This window comes from Singulisphaera photorubra (assembly GCF_045290345.1).
Classification (GTDB): Bacteria; Planctomycetota; Planctomycetia; order Isosphaerales; family Isosphaeraceae; genus Singulisphaera.
This window is the reverse complement of record NZ_CP155447.1, coordinates 6,388,204-6,403,566: the sequence shown is the minus strand read 5'-3', so window position 1 is coordinate 6,403,566 and position 15,363 is coordinate 6,388,204. Positions and strand designations below refer to the sequence as shown.

The following is a 15,363-nucleotide window of genomic DNA, read 5'->3' as shown; positions in this document are numbered from 1 at the left end:
CTTGGTTGCGGCGAAGGCAGGAGCAAAGGCGGTTAGGGACGACCGGCCCGACCACGCATTCTTGGCTTTGCCGACCACGATCTCTCGAAAGTCCTGACTCTGACGCATTACAAGTGTCGCAGGGTGCACGCCAGATGGAGATCCCCAAAACTCCCAAAGTTGCCCAGAATCCGAGATTTCAGGGAGGATTCGGACTCTGGCGAAGCCTATTCTTCCCTTTCACACTGCGATGCCTGTAATCCAGTTGAGAGTCAGCAAAAGTCTTATCTGCCGAGCGTGACACAACTCCTCAAAAAAATGTCGATTCAGCCCACCATTCGGGGGCACTATCTCATTGCGCAACTTTCTGCGAGGGAGGAGCCGTTGGGCTTCGCTTGGCTCCGATGAAGTCGGCGGAAGGCGGCTTGTGCGAGTTCGTGGAGTTGAGCTTGAGCCTGGCCTCAAGGTCAGAGGGGCAACGAAGAGGAGAGGAGAGGGCGGAACTGTGGTATATCATGAGAAATGCGTGAATATGGAAGTAAAATTGGTTCGATTAAATGTTGTATCAACGAATTCGGGATTTCGTTGTTGTTACGCCTGGTGTTCCTTTGATCGAGGGCTCGACCTCGTCGCTTCTTGAGTGTTATCGTTAAGTTACCGGCGGTTCGTCACGCCCGCGGAGAGGTGGAGACCTGCCGGTGGGGGCACGGATGGTATGCGGCGACGTGAGTTTCTAGGGACGTGTGCGACGGTCGCGGGGTTGGGGCTCGGCCCGGCGGCCAGGGGGGGGATTGACGAGCAAGCTGACGAGAATCGTAATCAAAGCTTCGACGTCGTGATTGCCGGCGGCAGTACCGCGGCGTTTGCGGCGGCCGTTGCGTCTGCGGAGTCCGGTGCGCGGACCTGCTTGATCGAGCCGACCGACTGGGTCGGCGGGCAGCTCACGTCCAGCGGCGTCCCGGCCATTGACGAGGCCTGGCACAAGATCACCGACAAGGCCACCGGCGCCGTTCTACTCGACGTCGCCACGATTGCTCGCAGTCGCGAGAACATGACTCCAAACTTCCGCGCCATGCTGGACGCCACCGGCAACCCCGGGCGCGGCTGGGTTTCCAACTACTGTTTCGAGCCCAGAAACTTTCTCGACCAGCATCTTGTTCCGCTCGAAGCGGCGCTCCGCAAGAAAGGTACGCTTACCGTCTACCGTGAGGCCGTGATCAAGCAGGTCGAGACCGACCCTGAAAAGGGCCTGGTCACGGCCATCGAGGTCATTCAGCGCACGCCAAGGCCGGGCGTCGCCTGGGGGGGCTACGACAGACTCCTGTCGGAAGACCTTGCCGACTGGTACAGCCCCGAGCCCTCCGCCCGGTTCGATAAGCGTGTGCTCCGGTTCGCGTCCGGCAAGGATCGGCCCGTCGTCTTCGTTGATGCGACCGAGTGGGGCGAGCTGCTCGTTCTGTCCGGCGCTCCCTACTTGCAGGGGGTGGAGGCGGTGGACGGCGGCCGCGAGGGGGATGATCGATGCGGCCAGTCCACCGTATTTGATCTGGTCGAGCGGCTCAATCCCGCGCCTGTGGAGGAGCCCTCGGGGCCGGCAGGCGTCGAAGGGTTCGGGTTCGACGACCAGGCCGGCCGTCACGATGCTTGGGCGCAGATCTGGACCTACCGGCGGATCAAGAGTGCGAAGGGGGGCGGTCCGCCAGCCGTGGGAGACCTCTGTCTTCAGAATTGGGGCTACTCCGCCCGGCTCAAGCAGGGGGGCAACGATTACCCGTTCGGTTACCTGTTCCGGTCCCGCGCTGAGACCGACGCCGAGCGGCCCGATTGGCGCGGGGGCGTCGACCTCGCCGTGATCGCCGCCGCGGAGCGCCGGGCGTTGGCCTGGCACGACTGGTTCAAGAACCACCCACCCGAGGGGATCGCACCTGGCCAGGTCAGCCTCGAGCGGGGGGCGCTGGGGACCGGCCACGGTTTGGCCAAGGTCCCTTACATCCGCGACACCCGCCGCTCCATCGGACTCGACGGTTTCCTGCTCAAAGGGAGCGATCTCGCCGGACCGCCGCAGCGCAAGACCGGTCGGCGGTTCTATGACCACATCGCGCTGGGCGCCTACCCGTCCGATGTCCACCCGCTCGCGACTTGTCCGATGCCGGCCTATGTCTCGAGCTCGCACGATACTCTGCCGTTCCTGATCCCGTTCCGGGCGCTGACCAGTGAGCGGTTCGGCAATCTGCTGGTCGCCGGTAAGACGATGGCCCAGAGCTTTCTGGCCAACGCCGCGACCCGGCTACACCCGATCGAGTGGTCGAGCGGGACCGCGGCGGGCGTCGCTGCCGCAGACATGGCGCTCAACGGCCGCAGCAGCCGGCAGGAGCTCGAGCGGATCGAAGCGCTTCAGAGTCTCGTCGGACGGAAGACCCCGATCGTCTGGACGATTGACGGCAAGACCTATCCCGGCACCGGGGCGGACGTCGAGCGCTGAGGGCCGGGCGTCGGTTCTCTTTGACCTCATCCCCTGAGGCGAGATGAAAAAAAAGAGGGGCCGCTGACAACGTCCTTGGCCGTTGTCAGCGGCCCCTTCGGAGCCCTCAGATTCGCAGAAGAGCGTCACCGAGCGTCTCAGCCATCGAAAAGCAAGAAAGCATGCGGGCGCCGAGACGTCCGCTGGTGATTACCTTCTGGGCTTCTTTTTGACCACCTCGATTCCCGCGTCCCCCGCACCGGGCAGAGCAGGACTTCCTGGGGCGGCAATGCCGCCGGCTGGGGTTTCGCTGCTTTCTCCGCCGCAACCGGCGATCAGACACGTCAACCCTGTCAGCATCAGGCCGAAGATCCATGCGCGCATTATCAGAACCTTCCTCTATGTGTGGCTTAAAATCAGTTCGAATTGCGGGGCCGTTTAGAGTGAGTCGGCGCTGATGATTTCGCCGCCTCGTGTCGTGCTCAGGGCCCGCCAGGTGTTGACGCTGATCGTGTTCTTGATGAAGTGGACGCTTCCGTCGGCGTACACCGAGTTCACCCCGCCTGTGTGACGGCTTCGCGCTGCGTAGGTGTCGGCGTTGACCGACGGGGTGGTGTCGCCCGGTAGGCCGGCGGGCCCTGGCTCCGGAATTTGCACGGTGGGTTGTTCGAGAACGGGTAGACGCAGTAGTTCGCCTGGTTCAACATGTCCGGCTGGTTCGAGTTCGGGGTCAGGTAAGTGGCGAAGCCGCTCGACGAGCCGTACTGGATGAAACCACGAAGGTCCAGCTTGGAGCCGCCGTCCTGGCCTTGGATCACCTCCGACAGCAGCATGGTGTTGCTCGACCCATCGGTGATGCTGGCGATGCTCGAGCAGGTGGCGGAGGGACGCGAGAGGTTGCCCGGCCCACCGACGGCGATCCAGGCGAACGGCGCTCCGGCGAAGACCACGCCGTTGTAGTCCGGGGGAGTGGTGCTGCCGTCGAGTTGGAAGTAGCCGGTGCCCGTGTTGCCGTAGTTGCAGGCGTAGTTGGCCGAGGTCACGTTCGAGGTCTGGGCCTTCGACTGATCGCTGGGGCACTGGAAGGTGCTGACCCGCATCAGGCTCACCGTCGTGTTCGCGGCGTCGCTGTAGGTGAGGGTGTTCCCGCCGAGCGTCGATCCTTGGAAGTTGAAGGCGTTGGCGAGCGCAGTTTGCTCAAGGAAAGGCAGCGTGAAGTGATACCAAGTCCCCCAGCTTACCGATCGCGCACCAGGGGGGAACGAGCCGAGAACGTCATGGTAGTTCTGCATCGCGAGCCCCAGTTGCTTCAGGTTGTTGATGCACTGGGACCGCCGGGCCGCTTCCCGCGCCGCCTGCACGGCCGGCAGGAGGAGTGCGATCAGCACGGCAATAATGGCGATGACGACAAGCAGTTCGATCAGGGTGAAAGCTCTGCGTACATGGATCATCGGAAATCACTTCTCCAGGGGCGCAATGGCCTATCATAAAAGAAAGCGAAAAGCCGTTCCAGGCTTTGAGCCGGGTTACTGGGGGGGAATGGAACGTTTGGTTTCGAGTGAAAATGGACCAAGTCAGGCCGTCGGACGACCACAGTGGAGAGCTCAAAAGCGGTCGGTTCGAGGCGATATGCGGGACTTCCGTGTAATCCGCCGACGCTCCTCCCTCGGGCGTCACATTCGAGGATAACAAAGCGAGAATCGCTATTTCTACCTCAGTATTTTCGAATCAGAGCCCCTTCGGTGGGCCCGCTCCCGGTGGTGAAAATCGGATAGGGTAATGCTAGGAGTGAGGAGAAATTAATATCATTGATAATGAAGACGTGGAATGGTTTCAGGTCGCATCCTATTGAATCCGAATGTGGTGGCATGCAAATGTTGTTGCAAGTTAATTGGATTGAGGCCCGGTGGCCACGCCGTCAAAACAGAAAGAAGGACCGTCCTCACGCCGCTATTTCAGCGGTCCCCGGACACCTGCAACGAAGCGGACCTCGGGGGGCAGGGCGAGTACCGTTTTGGGGGAAAAAGTTTAGTATGGCGGTAATGCTGGGCCCGCCCTGAACGGGCCCAGGGAGGAATCTACAATCGACCTGGCTCTCTATCTTCGCCCGGCAAAATCATTCAGCCGAAAGGTTGAATGATGACGATCGATGAGACAGCACCCGACCTGAATCAGAGCCTGATGGGCTGGCTGACTCGACGTGGGGTGAGCTCCTCGATCGGCTCACGGCAGGGTGGTCCGCGTTACCGGGTTGGTCCCACCTCGCTGAGTCCACGCTTCGGGAGCCGATCCTGGTGTTGAGAAGTTGAGTCGCCAGACTCGGCGTTCTCGACGCCCTTGCCGGCGGTTGATCCCGCGGCCAACCCCGAGTCGAATGGATGATGCCGATGTCCAGCGCAACGCCCGACAGCTTGCAAGTGATCCATCAGTTCGACGTCTCGCCCGAGCGTGTCTTCGCTGCCTGGCTCGACCCCGAGTCGGCGAGTCGCTGGTTGTTCGCGACGGCGACGGGCCGAATGGTGCGCGCGGAAATCGACCCCCGGGTCGGCGGCTTTTTCTACCTCACGGATCGCCGCGACGGCGAGGACGTCGAACACGTCGGGGAATACCTTGAGATCGAGTCGCCGCGACGACTCGTCTTCAAGATGAGCGTCCCGAAATATTCGCCGGTCAGCACGCGCGTCACGGTGGCCATTCTCCCGCTCGGGAGCGGGTGCCAACTCACCCTGACTCATGACGGCGTGCTGCCGGAGTACGTGAGCCGCACTGAAGCCGGCTGGGGGATGATTCTCGAAGCCCTGGCCAAGACGCTTGGATGATCGTCAACGGGCCGGGATCGTGAATGCCCGTGGATTTCCATACCATTCAACGATCCGCGACTGGGCGGGAATCTCGATGGATTTCCGGCTCGGCCGGGCGACTGCAAATCAACCTGTTGCGGAAACCGCAAGAATTCTCAGTTCTTTCGCGCGGTCGCGGATCGTTGTTTTTTTTCGAGTGACCGAAACTTTGGCCTTGCTCATTCCGTGTGCTACCTCTTGGGTAAACCGGTTTGACGCAACGAACGTATCCGACACTGAAAATCCTCGAGCAAGGCTGGAATTTCCATGGCCGAACCGGATCTCTCGCAGCTCTTCGAACGGATCGCAGGGTACGGGCGGCACATGCTCGACATGCCGTTTTCGGGTCCCACGTCTTTCTTTCGAACGGACGTGGTCGACACACTTGAAGGTGTCGATATCGCATTGATCGGGGTACCCACCGATGCCGGCCTGAGCCATCGGCCGGGCGCGAGATATGGTCCGCAAGCCGTTCGGGCCCAGTCGGGCCTGATCCGTTACATCAATCCCTACACGGGTGTGATCCCGTATGAGCATGGTCGAGTCGTGGATGCCGGAGATGTCCCGCTCCAGAACACTCTCGTGCTCGATGACATCGTCCGGGAAATTTTCAGCTACTACACGCAAGTCGTCGCCGCAGGGGTGATCCCGATCTCGGTGGGCGGCGATCACTCGATCACCTACCCGATTCTGAAGGCCGTGGCGAATCGTCGCCCTGTCGGGCTCATTCATTTCGACTCGCACCACGACACCGCCCCTCCCATGAAAGGCTCGCGATTTCATCACGGAGCCCCGTTTCGAAACGCCGTGGAAGACGGGCTGATCGACCCGAAACGGACCGTTCAGATCGCGATCCGGGACCCATACCGTCAGGCTGCGCTTCCGTACGCGGAGGAGCATGGTTTTACCGTGCTCGATATGCCCTGGATCCTCCGCGAAGGCCTTGATGCCGTGATCGCGACCACGCGCAAGACAATTGGAGACGGCCCGGTTTATCTCAGCTTCGATGTCGACGCGCTCGATCCCGCCTTTGCCCCGGGAACTGGTACGCCCGTCGTCGGAGGACTCAGTTCGCGTGAAGCGATGTACTTGCTCCAAGGTCTCCGGGGTCTCAACTTCGTCGGTGCGGACGTTGTCGAGGTCTCTCCCCCGTACGACCCCACGGGCATGACCGCACTGGCCGGAGCCCAGATTCTTATGGAACTGCTCTGCCTCGTTTCGGAAGCACTTGCGAAATTGTGAAATTCGCAGTTGTTGATCCTGACTTGGCCGGGTGAGGAGGTCAGGGCAGCCTCTATCGATTCGTAGGCCGATCGCGGGTTTGCTCGAAGCCGGCGGTGAGGAGTTGGGGGGCGACGGTCTTGAAGGCCGAGGCAAGATCGATCATCCAGGGATTGATCAAGATGTGATGAAAGAGGCGGCAGAGGCGGATCCGGCGGTCGAAGCGACGATGCCAGGCGGCGCGATAGGCACGCTGAAGGGAGCCAATGGAGGCGTCGCTGGCCAGGGCGGCGGTGACGAACGGGGCGATGGTTTCGCCGCCGAGAAGAGCCATTGTCATTCCCTGGCCGCCCAGTGGGTCGATTGTGCCTTGGCAGTCGCCTGCGTAGAAGATGCCCGGGAGCCGCGGGATCGAGGCTTCGACGCGGACTCCCGCGACGGTTTTCCAGGGGCCGGCCGGTTGGCTGGTCTCCCAGAGGCGGGCCAGGGCGGGGTTGGCCGCGAACAGGTTGCCGGCCAGGCGATCGAGCTGACCGCGATGAGCGCGGAGGGCCGATTCGGGGAGCAAGGCGCAGAGGTTCGTCAGCCCTCCTTCGATCCGGCAGGTGCCGCCGTAGCCTCCAGAGACGAGATGAAGGCCGACTGTGCCGGCCGGTTCAGCCGTGGTGTCGGGCACGTTCAGATGGCGTTTCATGCCGAAGAGGCGGGGGCGGAATCGGCTTCGCGTGCGGGTGGTCCCGGTCTGGCGGACGAGGGTCGAATGACGGCCTTCCGCGGCCACCGTCACGGTCGCGCGGAGCTCGAAGGGGTCGCCTCCTCCTCCTGATCCCCGGGCCACGACACCGGCGACTCGCCCTTGGAGCACGATCGGGCCGGTGACTCGGGCTTCCTCGATGACCTCGACGCCCGCCGCGCGAGCGTGCTGGACGAGCAGGTTGTCGAGCACCGACCGGCCCAGGCCGATTCCGGGGAGGCCATCTGGGCTGGTGAATTCCGCCTCAAGCACTCGGGCTCGCGGTGTCGTGAGCCGAACGCGATGGATCGGTTCATAGCCCGATCGCTCGACATCTTGAGCCAGGCCGAGACGATCGAGCACTCCCCAGGCTTCGGGGCTGAGGAATTCTCCGCAAAGCTTCTCGCGAGGGAATCGCGCGGGATCGAGCAGGGCCACCCGGGCTCCCGATCGGGCCAGCCGGAGCGCGAGCGATCCACCGGCCAGGCCCGCGCCTGCGATGACCACGTCAAACGGCAGGGAGACGTCGAAGGGCATAGGGGCTCGGAGCGGTTGCAAAAAGGATTCCGCGACGGTCTTTTATTTGAAGTTCTCACGTCAACGAGAGGTGATCCGCCGGCCCACGAGGGCGAGTTGGAAGCCGGCGTAGGTGCGGACCGTCCAGGTGAAGGCGGGGAGGCGATGGCCCAGGTTGGTGAGTTCGTCGGCGGTGAAGCCGCGGAGGACGGAGAGGGGGCCGTCGTAGCGGACCAGGCGATTGCGGGTCAGGAGCCGGCTCCAGGCGATGAAACCCCAGTAGGCGAGCCAGTGGCGCTGGATGTCGAGCACGATGACCCGGCGGCCGGCGACGCGGGCCATTTCCGCGAGCAGGCGGGTCAGCGCCTCGGCATGGAAGTGGTGCGCGAACTTGACCGCCGTGACGAGGTCGATGGAACCGTCGGCGAACGGGAGGCGGAGGGCATCTCCCTGGATGATGTCGATCGCTTGTGTTGGTGATTGGTGGCCAGCCAGCGCCACCGCCGTGGGGTCGCGATCGAGCCCGAGCACGTGGTTCGGGACCTGTTGCCGCTCCAAACGGGCACGCAAAGCCTGCGGAAGGTCGCCTGAGCCCGAGCCGACGTCGAGGATCGAGACGGGGACCTGGCCGTCGCGAGGTTCTTCGTCGAGGAATCGCTGCAACTCGCGGTTCAGGGAGCGCAGGTTCCCAAGCTGCCGATTGACGCGCCGGAGGACCTGGTAGGCCTCGGCAACCTCAGACTCAGGGAGGCCGGGGGCGTCCATCAATTCCGGTTCAAACGAGCGAACGGGGGTCCACGACCAAAGCATGTAGGAGGATGCTCCCTCGTTGTTCTTTGGTTTGGTCGTTAACGTCCGGGCCGGGATGAACGAATCCACGAACGAAGCAGGGCGGGAATTCAGCGGGGGACCACAGGCGAGGCAGGGCGAGGCATCGGCCGACGTCCGGACTTGGCCGCCAGCACAGTCAGGGCTCCGACCCAGATCAGGAAGACCAAGAGGGCCGCCACGAATCTTCGACGGCGAGCTTCCATCACATGAATCCCATTGGGTTCTAGAACTTGAAGGAGAGGGGGGCCATGCCCACCCGCTGAGGCGGACTCGCTCTGCGCTCAGGCGACTTCATCAAGGGCCATGATGTAATCGCGTCTCAGGGCTTCCTCGAACGTGAAGACATTATCGAAGTCCGTTCGCGAGTCGGTCGGGGTTTTCTCGAGGTCGCCCGAGGCGATCAGGTTATAGACGATCTCGCCGATATCGGAGGTTGACCGGATGCCCCAGAGGGCGAGGACGGAAATCGCCATGAGTCCGTAATGGTCGAGCGCAAGACGGCGTGCCCCATCGCAGAGTTCGCGTCCGGTGACGTGACGGGACGTGGCGGCCGCCTTTTTTGTGACTTTACCACGCGGTCGGACCCGTGCCTGCGATTTCTTCTTGTCGATTTTAGTCGATTCAAGCGCTTCGAGAACGAAGGCATACGCCTGGATGGGATACCGAGGGTCACGAGAAAGGACCTCGGCCAGATCATCGCGAAGGCTCATGAGAATGCCCCTCATGGCTCTGGTCGCAACGAACGGTTAAAGTTCAATGCGATCGTCGTCCTCATCCTTGAGGGGCCGCGTCTTCGACTTCTCGACACCGAGGATCTCGTCAGAGGCGACGACGATCCGGCGACGGTCTTCGAACTCGACAACCACTTTCTGGGCAAGAACTTCCAGAGCCAAAACCCGGCCCTGACCCCGATGGGTAACGACCTTCGAGCCGACGGCCGGCAATTCACGCTCGAGGGCTTGGTAAGTATCAAACTCGTACCGCAAACAGCACTTAAGCCTACCACAGCGTCCCGAAATCTTCGAGGGGTCTAGCGTCGTTTTTTGAATCTTCGCCATTCGCATCGAAACGGGGGGCATGCGTGAGAGGTGGGTATTGCAGCAGACCGGCTTGCCGCAGTCGCCGTAGTCGGCCAGGAGCTTGGCCTCGTCACGGACACCGATCTGGCGCATCTCGATCCGGGTTTGCATCGTCCGAGCCAGGTCTTTGACCAGGTCACGGAAGTCGACCCGCTTCTCGGACAGGTAATAGAAAACGATGCGCTCGCGGCCGAAAATCATCTCGACGTCGATCAGATCCATCTGGAGCCGTCGTTTGGCGATAAACTCGCGGCAGGCGGCAAACCCGGCCTCACGCGACTCGGGTAGCCGGGCTTCCGCGTCGAGATCCTCGGGCGAGGCGGCCCGGATGATCTCGCCACGATACGGGTTCTCCAGAAACGAGGCCGTTCGGTTGGTGGCGGGGCCGAGCACTTCCCCGATCTCGGTGCCGCGATCGCTCCGGAGCACCACGCGCTGACCGCGAGGATGCTCCAGACCGGCCATCCCCGTGAACTCGCCAAGGAAGCGCATCTGGCCGTAGCGAACGACGTAACTGCTCATGTCGCAAGGCTCTTGGGGGTGCGCAATGGACCCTCTCAGGTGACCCTGGAGAGGCGAAACCAGGGGAGGTTGACGGCCGCTTCAGTTTGGTCTTGAATCTCGATCGCCGGAATGTGGAATGCGCATACTATAGCCCGGCCGACGGTTTGCAATCGACCTCAGTTGGCCTTGAATCGTGACATATTTCGAGGCTGGCAGGTTGTCGGGTCAATCTCGCAGTCGCCAGCGTTGAACGCGAAAGTGTCCCTGGGGGTCGGTCCAGGCCGCTTCCTCGGCGAATCCCGCGCGGTGGGCGAGCTCGGCGAGACCGTCGAGGGAGTATTTGTGCGAATTCTCGGTGTGGATCAGTTCCCCTTCCGCGAAGTCGACCGTGATCGCGGCCCCCGGGATTCGGACAGTTTGGGGCACTTGGCTGACAAGATGCATTTCCACTCGGCCTAGATCGGGTCGGTAGACGGCTCGGTGAGTGAACCGGCTGAGGTCAAAGTCGGCCCCGAGCTCACGGTTGAGCCGAGTCAGCAGGTTGAGGTTGAACCGCGCGGTGATGCCCGCGGCGTCGTCGTAGGCCGCTTCGAGAGTCGCCGCGTCCTTGGCCAGGTCCGTGCCGAGCAGGAGGCGGTCGTCCTCCCCCATGGCCGCGGCCACCTGGTTCAGCAATTCGCAGGCCTCGTCGGCCGCGTAGTTGCCCAGGCTCGAGCCGAGGAAGACCCAGAGCCTGGGGCCTGGAATCCGCTCGGGAAGGGTGGCCAGGGCATCGCGGTAGTTCGCGACATAGCCGGTGACCCGAAGCGCGGAGAAGTGCCGCACCAGGGCCTGGGCCGAATCGATCAGGGGGGCCGGCGAGACGTCGATTGGGATATAGTGAAGCTTGCTGTAACGACTTATGGCTGCCGATATTAACCACTTCGTTTTCGAGGAACTGCCGCTGCCGAGCTCGATCATCGCGGGTTCCTGCGACCAGCCGGCTGTCATCGCGTCGGCGTGCTCGCTGAGGATCGCGTCCTCCGTGCGCGTGAGATAGTACTCTGGCAACTCGCAGATGGCTTCGAAAAGTTGCGAGCCGACTTCGTCGTAGAAGTACGTCCAGGGGAGCGTCCTCGGTCGGGCGTCGAGCCCGAGCCGAACCGCCTCCGCCAGCGTTTCCGTCTCGGTTTCCTGCGGTGCTGAGGCCCTCTCGATCGTCAGCCGTTTTGGCCTGACTCCCGGTGCAATTTCAAATGGCAAGAGACACCTCAAAGCGCAATGTGATCCGAACCCTTGGGAAACGAACGTCGCCCCACCAGAAGCAAGAGGCGCGCCAACTCTGGCAAAAGAACCATGAACTGGCAAGATGGTAGGACTCCGGGCGGAGCGCCGGCGACCTCGCCCGGAACGACAAGGGGGGGGCCAGCCATGCTTTTTCGCCGCTCGACCAACGGGAATCCCCGCGGAGGGGCCGACTTGGGACCCCGCGGGGATTCACGCAGTGGGAACGAGTTGGGGAAGTTTCGGCCTGGCTCGAGCACGCGGCCACTTCGAGAAATGGCAGGCCGAAGCCAAGCTCACTACAAGCCGCGATTGTCAGTTTTTCATCCGGTGGGGTCGACCCGGAGGATCCGCTTGGTGATGTCGACGTTGACCGAGTCGTACGGGTGGATCAGGTTGCCTGTATTGAAGATGGACCGCATGGACTCGATGTCGTCGACGCCGAGGGCGTGGTTGAATATCGCCCGGAGGTACTCGATCCCTTTGGCAGAGGGTTGGAACCGATTGGGGTCGTAGAAGCTGGGAGAGAGGGCGTGCGTGGATGTTGCCCCAGTGGTCGCGGAGCTTGTTGGCGTCGATACTGTCGAGGGCGAACCCGCCGTTGCGATATTGCAGGGTGGCCACGCAGTTATGGTACCCGTTGAGGAGCAACTCGACGGCCTTGCCGCCAAGTTGCGACGCATAGAACCGGTCGAAGAGGATCGGTCGGCCGCCGCGTTGGGTGTGGCCGATCTTGCGGACGAAGATCGCGGCGTTGGCGCTTTCATTCCGGCGTTGGCGGGTGAAGAAGGCATCGCCGATCTGCTCGACGAGGAGGCGCTTGACCGCCTGAGCGGCTCCCGTGTACTGGACGTTGCCGGCCGGGTCTTGGCTGGCGCTCATGGCGCCGAGGATTTGACCCTGGGTGTCGACGATTCCTTCGGAGACGCAGAGGACGGCGTGCTTCTGAACGTCGAGGACGGCATGCACGCGATCCACCAGCGGGCCGGGCTCGACGGGGGACTCGGGGACGAGGATGATATCGGGCTGACCGTACGCGGTGGCCAGCGAGATCATACCGCAGTCGCGCCCCATCACCTCGATGATCGCGATTCGTCGGTGGCTCTCGGCCGTGGTCCGGATCCGTTGGACGCTGAGCGATGAGACGTAGACGGCGGTGGCAAAGCCCGGCGTGACGTAGTTGACCATGTCGTCGAGGCCAAACGCGCGCTCGGGGCGTTTCTTCGAGACGTATCCCTTGGGGTGGCTGCTGTCGGGCTCACGATACCAATCGCTCGCCTCGTCGGAATAATTGAGCCCGAGGTCATTGTCGATCGTTTTGGGGGCCAGGACGACGGGGAGGTGGTTGCTGAGCGGCTGCATGCCGTTGAGCGTGCCGTCGCCGCCGACGCAGATTAACCCATCCACCTTGAGCCGCTTGAGCCGTTCGGCCACTCGCCCGATCGTCTCGGTGTCAGAGGAGTCCACGTAGTCGCGTGACGCCCCGAGGATCGTTCCCCCTCGAGTCGGATCTAGCTCGGGGATCGACTGGAAGAGCGGGTTGAGGTGGACGTGGGGGACTTGCGGATTGAGCAGGCCGCTGAACCCTTTGATGATGCCGAACACTTCCACGCGGGCCTGGTTGGCCCGCTGGACCGCCCCGGCAATCGTCGCGTTGAGCGCAGGGGTATCACCCCCCGCCGTGAGGATACCGATTCGCTTCATGTTCTTCCTCTCATCAAGACGCCGATTTATGAAAGACTGGCATTTCGCGGGATCCGCGGCGCGGAGGGGAGAGGAATCGCCGTCCGATCGCCTCCGCAACGAGGCCCGGATGGCCTCATTGCGTCACAAGCGGCCTCATTATAGCGAATTTTGCCCCCAGTGGGCAGAGGGGTGAGCCCTCGGGATCATGGAGCCCCCCTTTGTTTCGCTCCTATCGCTAGGTGTGACACCTCCTCAAGTCGGAGTGTCTTTGATCGATAGGCAGCTCTGGCCCACTCATCCCAGCGGCCGCCTTCCCCCGTTTGCGGACTCCAACCGAGCAAGCGGCCACGCGCGTCGAACACGTAACAAGGGGGACCGGATCGAATTGTGTAAGGGGGGAGGGGGCCGATCCAGACGATTCGTTGCGTCCCTTGCTGGAGGACGACAGCCAGGTGGCTTGGCGGGGGAACCCGTTCTCGTAGTTGGGCCAGGGTGCAGTTCGGACTTGGCGGCGCGTTGCGCAGGTCGACGACGGCCTCGTGGATGAAGGATCCGAGCACGAGCGTCAAGAGCACCAGCACTGCGAGTCCGTTGAGGAGCCAAGCACGCTCGCGTCTGTTGGAGACGCGAGCGAGGATTGCTCGGAACCTTTCCATGCTCTCCTCCCGCTACGCGGTCGCCGCGGCCAAAGACAGTACGTCGATGAAGGCGACCGCGATGGCGGGGTCAGGAATCGGATGGAGGACTTGGCTCGTTCACAAGGATCAGCGACCGGCCGTCTTCCATCTCGACCCGGTCGCCCAGAGCCATCTTCCTTCGTTTGCGCAGCTCAACCTCGCCGTTGACGCGGACCATACCTTCGGAGATCAAGGCCTTGGCCTCGCCCCCGTGCATGACCCAGTTGGCGAGTTTGAGCACTTGCGTCAGGTTGATTGCACGATCACCGACGTTGAGCGGGTCGACCATTAGCGTTTACTCGTTCCGACTTGCTGGAGCTCTTTTTCAATCTTGTCAGCGATGGCGCGGCCGATTTTCTCTTCACCCTTTTCGAAGAGTTCGGTCAGTGACGGCGTCGCTCCATCGGCGGCCTTCAACTGGGAGCGGGCCTGGTCGCGCACTCCCTGGACCTCGTCGACGATCGCGCGAGTGTACTTGGCCTTCTTCTTCTCGATCAGTTCACCGATCATCGACTTCGAGCGGTCGACCTCTTGCAGTTGGGATCGGGCTGCCTCGCGGGCCTGGCCACGCACCCCTTCGACCTCATCGGTGATCGCCCGGGTGAGCTTCGACTTCGAGCGATCGACCTCTTGCAGTTGGGATCGGGCCGCCTCGCGGGCCTGGCCGCGCACCCCTTCGACCTCATCAGTGATCGCTCGGGTGAGTTTTGCCTTTTCCCCCGCGATCAGGTCGCCAACCGGCTCCACTGAGCTATCGACGGTTTTCGATCGGCTGAGACGGTCCCTCAACCTCGCGCGGGGGGCCGGTGCCGGTGTTGGTTCCAGCGTTGAGTTTGGCAGGGGCGTGCTCTCGGTCTCATCGGCCAGTTGCTCGGCGTCGGGAGCGACGTTGTGCCAGAACGGAGCGAGCACCTTGCGAGCCTCCTGGGGCAAGACCGGTCCGAGCGTCTCCATGATATCCCCCACCAGCTTTCCGGTCGGGCTCGCGAAGATGGGGCCGCGAGTCTGTGGAGCGAGGCTGACGACGAACAGGGTCACGATCAAGCCGAGCAGGGTTCCTTCCACCGCGCCCAGCATCATGCCGAGATGGCGGTCGAAGGCCTCGAACTGCAACTTCTTCAAGGTCGTTCTCACGACCCAGGCCACCAGGAAGACACCACCGGAGACGGCGGCGTAGATCACAATCATGGACAACGCTCGCGCCACCACGGGCTCGCCCGGGAAATGCGGGGCCAGTTGCTGCGAGAGAGTTCGCGAGGCCGAATAGCCGAGCACCAGCGACGCAATGCTGGCCACTTGCCAGATGATTCCTCTCCAGAATCCCCAGGCCACCCCCGCGAGCACCGCGCCAATCATCGCCACGTCGTAGATCGTCATCCCTGACCTCCTAGGTCGTCGGCTCCATGTGTAGGGACCGATCTCCATCGGTCCGGTCGTAATCGTAGCCGACCCTCCCTAAGCCGGAAAGAGAGGTTTTCGGAGTCGCCCTGATCGTGTGCCTAATGTCTCCATCCTTTGTATTGTCTCGCTTGCGAGGGGGTGATGCCCGCTGGCTTGGGGGATGGTACGCCCT

Annotated in this window: 16 protein-coding genes; 3 read left to right on the top strand and 13 right to left on the bottom strand. The window is 62.6% G+C overall.

The features are described from left to right. Nucleotides 1-694: 694 nt before the first annotated feature. On the top strand, nucleotides 695-2,461 hold the full coding sequence (locus V5E97_RS24040; protein ID WP_406694089.1) for an FAD-dependent oxidoreductase: 1,767 nt from the start codon (nucleotides 695-697) through the stop codon (nucleotides 2,459-2,461). A 189-nt stretch (nucleotides 2,462-2,650) separates the two neighbouring features. On the opposite strand, the gene V5E97_RS24035 is transcribed toward V5E97_RS24040, so the two are convergent. The 3 genes from V5E97_RS24035 to V5E97_RS24025 are packed head-to-tail and all read right to left on the bottom strand — an operon-like array spanning nucleotide 2,651 to nucleotide 3,891. Continuing rightward, nucleotides 2,651-2,824 carry a hypothetical protein gene (locus V5E97_RS24035; protein ID WP_406694088.1) on the bottom strand — a complete coding sequence of 58 codons (174 nt, stop codon included), beginning with the start codon at nucleotides 2,822-2,824 and terminating at the stop codon, nucleotides 2,651-2,653. A gap of 54 nt (nucleotides 2,825-2,878) precedes the next feature. After that, nucleotides 2,879-3,097, bottom strand: coding sequence for an H-X9-DG-CTERM domain-containing protein (locus V5E97_RS24030; protein ID WP_406694087.1), 219 nt, complete (start codon nucleotides 3,095-3,097; stop codon nucleotides 2,879-2,881). Continuing rightward, nucleotides 2,995-3,891, bottom strand: a complete 897-nt coding sequence (locus V5E97_RS24025) for a DUF1559 family PulG-like putative transporter (protein ID WP_406694086.1) — start codon at nucleotides 3,889-3,891, stop codon at nucleotides 2,995-2,997. Before V5E97_RS24025 ends, V5E97_RS24030 begins: the two co-directional genes overlap by 103 nt. Nucleotides 3,892-4,827: 936 nt before the next feature. On the opposite strand from V5E97_RS24025, the gene V5E97_RS24020 reads away from it, so the two are divergent. Then, nucleotides 4,828-5,259: an SRPBCC family protein gene (locus V5E97_RS24020; RefSeq protein WP_406694085.1), complete on the top strand. Its 432-nt coding sequence runs from the start codon at nucleotides 4,828-4,830 to the stop codon at nucleotides 5,257-5,259. Nucleotides 5,260-5,547: 288 nt separating this feature from the next. Then, on the top strand, nucleotides 5,548-6,522 hold the full coding sequence (gene speB, locus V5E97_RS24015; protein WP_406694084.1) for an agmatinase: 975 nt from the start codon (nucleotides 5,548-5,550) through the stop codon (nucleotides 6,520-6,522). A 52-nt stretch (nucleotides 6,523-6,574) separates the two neighbouring features. On the opposite strand, the gene V5E97_RS24010 is transcribed toward speB, so the two are convergent. The 10 genes from V5E97_RS24010 to V5E97_RS23965 form a co-directional block, all read right to left on the bottom strand. Continuing rightward, nucleotides 6,575-7,771, bottom strand: a complete 1,197-nt coding sequence (locus V5E97_RS24010; protein WP_406694082.1) for an NAD(P)/FAD-dependent oxidoreductase — start codon at nucleotides 7,769-7,771, stop codon at nucleotides 6,575-6,577. Nucleotides 7,772-7,831: 60 nt separating this feature from the next. Continuing rightward, nucleotides 7,832-8,560, bottom strand: coding sequence for a methyltransferase domain-containing protein (locus V5E97_RS24005; protein ID WP_406694081.1), 729 nt, complete (start codon nucleotides 8,558-8,560; stop codon nucleotides 7,832-7,834). An 89-nt stretch (nucleotides 8,561-8,649) separates the two neighbouring features. Then, nucleotides 8,650-8,784 carry a hypothetical protein gene (locus V5E97_RS24000; protein WP_406694080.1) on the bottom strand — a complete coding sequence of 45 codons (135 nt, stop codon included), beginning with the start codon at nucleotides 8,782-8,784 and terminating at the stop codon, nucleotides 8,650-8,652. Nucleotides 8,785-8,862: 78 nt separating this feature from the next. Next, nucleotides 8,863-9,291 (bottom strand): Minf_1886 family protein, encoded by a 429-nt coding sequence (locus tag V5E97_RS23995; protein ID WP_406694079.1) that lies wholly within the window; start codon nucleotides 9,289-9,291, stop codon nucleotides 8,863-8,865. 36 nt (nucleotides 9,292-9,327) lie between these two features. After that, nucleotides 9,328-10,182 (bottom strand): PSP1 domain-containing protein, encoded by an 855-nt coding sequence (locus V5E97_RS23990; protein WP_406694078.1) that lies wholly within the window; start codon nucleotides 10,180-10,182, stop codon nucleotides 9,328-9,330. Between the two features lie 207 nt (nucleotides 10,183-10,389). After that, on the bottom strand, nucleotides 10,390-11,406 hold the full coding sequence (egtD, locus tag V5E97_RS23985) for an L-histidine N(alpha)-methyltransferase (RefSeq protein ID WP_406694077.1): 1,017 nt from the start codon (nucleotides 11,404-11,406) through the stop codon (nucleotides 10,390-10,392). Nucleotides 11,407-11,742: 336 nt separating this feature from the next. Next, the gene (locus V5E97_RS23980) at nucleotides 11,743-13,131 is read right to left on the bottom strand and encodes a 6-phosphofructokinase (RefSeq protein WP_406694076.1); all 1,389 of its coding nucleotides are present in this window, start codon (nucleotides 13,129-13,131) and stop codon (nucleotides 11,743-11,745) included. A gap of 185 nt (nucleotides 13,132-13,316) precedes the next feature. After that, the gene (locus tag V5E97_RS23975) at nucleotides 13,317-13,769 is read right to left on the bottom strand and encodes a hypothetical protein (protein ID WP_406694075.1); all 453 of its coding nucleotides are present in this window, start codon (nucleotides 13,767-13,769) and stop codon (nucleotides 13,317-13,319) included. Nucleotides 13,770-13,839: 70 nt separating this feature from the next. Then, on the bottom strand, nucleotides 13,840-14,079 hold the full coding sequence (locus V5E97_RS23970; protein WP_406694074.1) for an RNA-binding S4 domain-containing protein: 240 nt from the start codon (nucleotides 14,077-14,079) through the stop codon (nucleotides 13,840-13,842). Then, a complete protein-coding gene (locus tag V5E97_RS23965) occupies nucleotides 14,079-15,167 on the bottom strand; it encodes a CvpA family protein (RefSeq protein WP_406694073.1) in 1,089 nt (362 codons plus the stop codon). Before V5E97_RS23965 ends, V5E97_RS23970 begins: the two co-directional genes overlap by 1 nt. Between the last annotated feature and the right edge of the window lie 196 nt (nucleotides 15,168-15,363).

Excerpts from the sequence above, each read along its gene's own strand:
- V5E97_RS24040 (WP_406694089.1), top strand. The coding sequence starts at position 695 with ATGCGGCGACGTGAGTTTCTAGGGACGTGTGCGACGGTCGCGGGGTTG.
- V5E97_RS24035 (WP_406694088.1), bottom strand. The coding sequence starts at position 2,824 with ATGCGCGCATGGATCTTCGGCCTGATGCTGACAGGGTTGACGTGTCTG.
- V5E97_RS24025 (WP_406694086.1), bottom strand. The coding sequence starts at position 3,891 with ATGATCCATGTACGCAGAGCTTTCACCCTGATCGAACTGCTTGTCGTC.
- V5E97_RS24020 (WP_406694085.1), top strand. The coding sequence starts at position 4,828 with ATGTCCAGCGCAACGCCCGACAGCTTGCAAGTGATCCATCAGTTCGAC.
- speB (WP_406694084.1), top strand. The coding sequence starts at position 5,548 with ATGGCCGAACCGGATCTCTCGCAGCTCTTCGAACGGATCGCAGGGTAC.
- V5E97_RS24010 (WP_406694082.1), bottom strand. The coding sequence starts at position 7,771 with ATGCCCTTCGACGTCTCCCTGCCGTTTGACGTGGTCATCGCAGGCGCG.
- V5E97_RS24005 (WP_406694081.1), bottom strand. The coding sequence starts at position 8,560 with ATGCTTTGGTCGTGGACCCCCGTTCGCTCGTTTGAACCGGAATTGATG.
- V5E97_RS24000 (WP_406694080.1), bottom strand. The coding sequence starts at position 8,784 with ATGGAAGCTCGCCGTCGAAGATTCGTGGCGGCCCTCTTGGTCTTCCTG.
- V5E97_RS23995 (WP_406694079.1), bottom strand. The coding sequence starts at position 9,291 with ATGAGCCTTCGCGATGATCTGGCCGAGGTCCTTTCTCGTGACCCTCGG.
- V5E97_RS23990 (WP_406694078.1), bottom strand. The coding sequence starts at position 10,182 with ATGAGCAGTTACGTCGTTCGCTACGGCCAGATGCGCTTCCTTGGCGAG.
- V5E97_RS23980 (WP_406694076.1), bottom strand. The coding sequence starts at position 13,131 with ATGAAGCGAATCGGTATCCTCACGGCGGGGGGTGATACCCCTGCGCTC.
- V5E97_RS23975 (WP_406694075.1), bottom strand. The coding sequence starts at position 13,769 with ATGGAAAGGTTCCGAGCAATCCTCGCTCGCGTCTCCAACAGACGCGAG.
- V5E97_RS23970 (WP_406694074.1), bottom strand. The coding sequence starts at position 14,079 with ATGGTCGACCCGCTCAACGTCGGTGATCGTGCAATCAACCTGACGCAA.
- V5E97_RS23965 (WP_406694073.1), bottom strand. The coding sequence starts at position 15,167 with ATGACGATCTACGACGTGGCGATGATTGGCGCGGTGCTCGCGGGGGTG.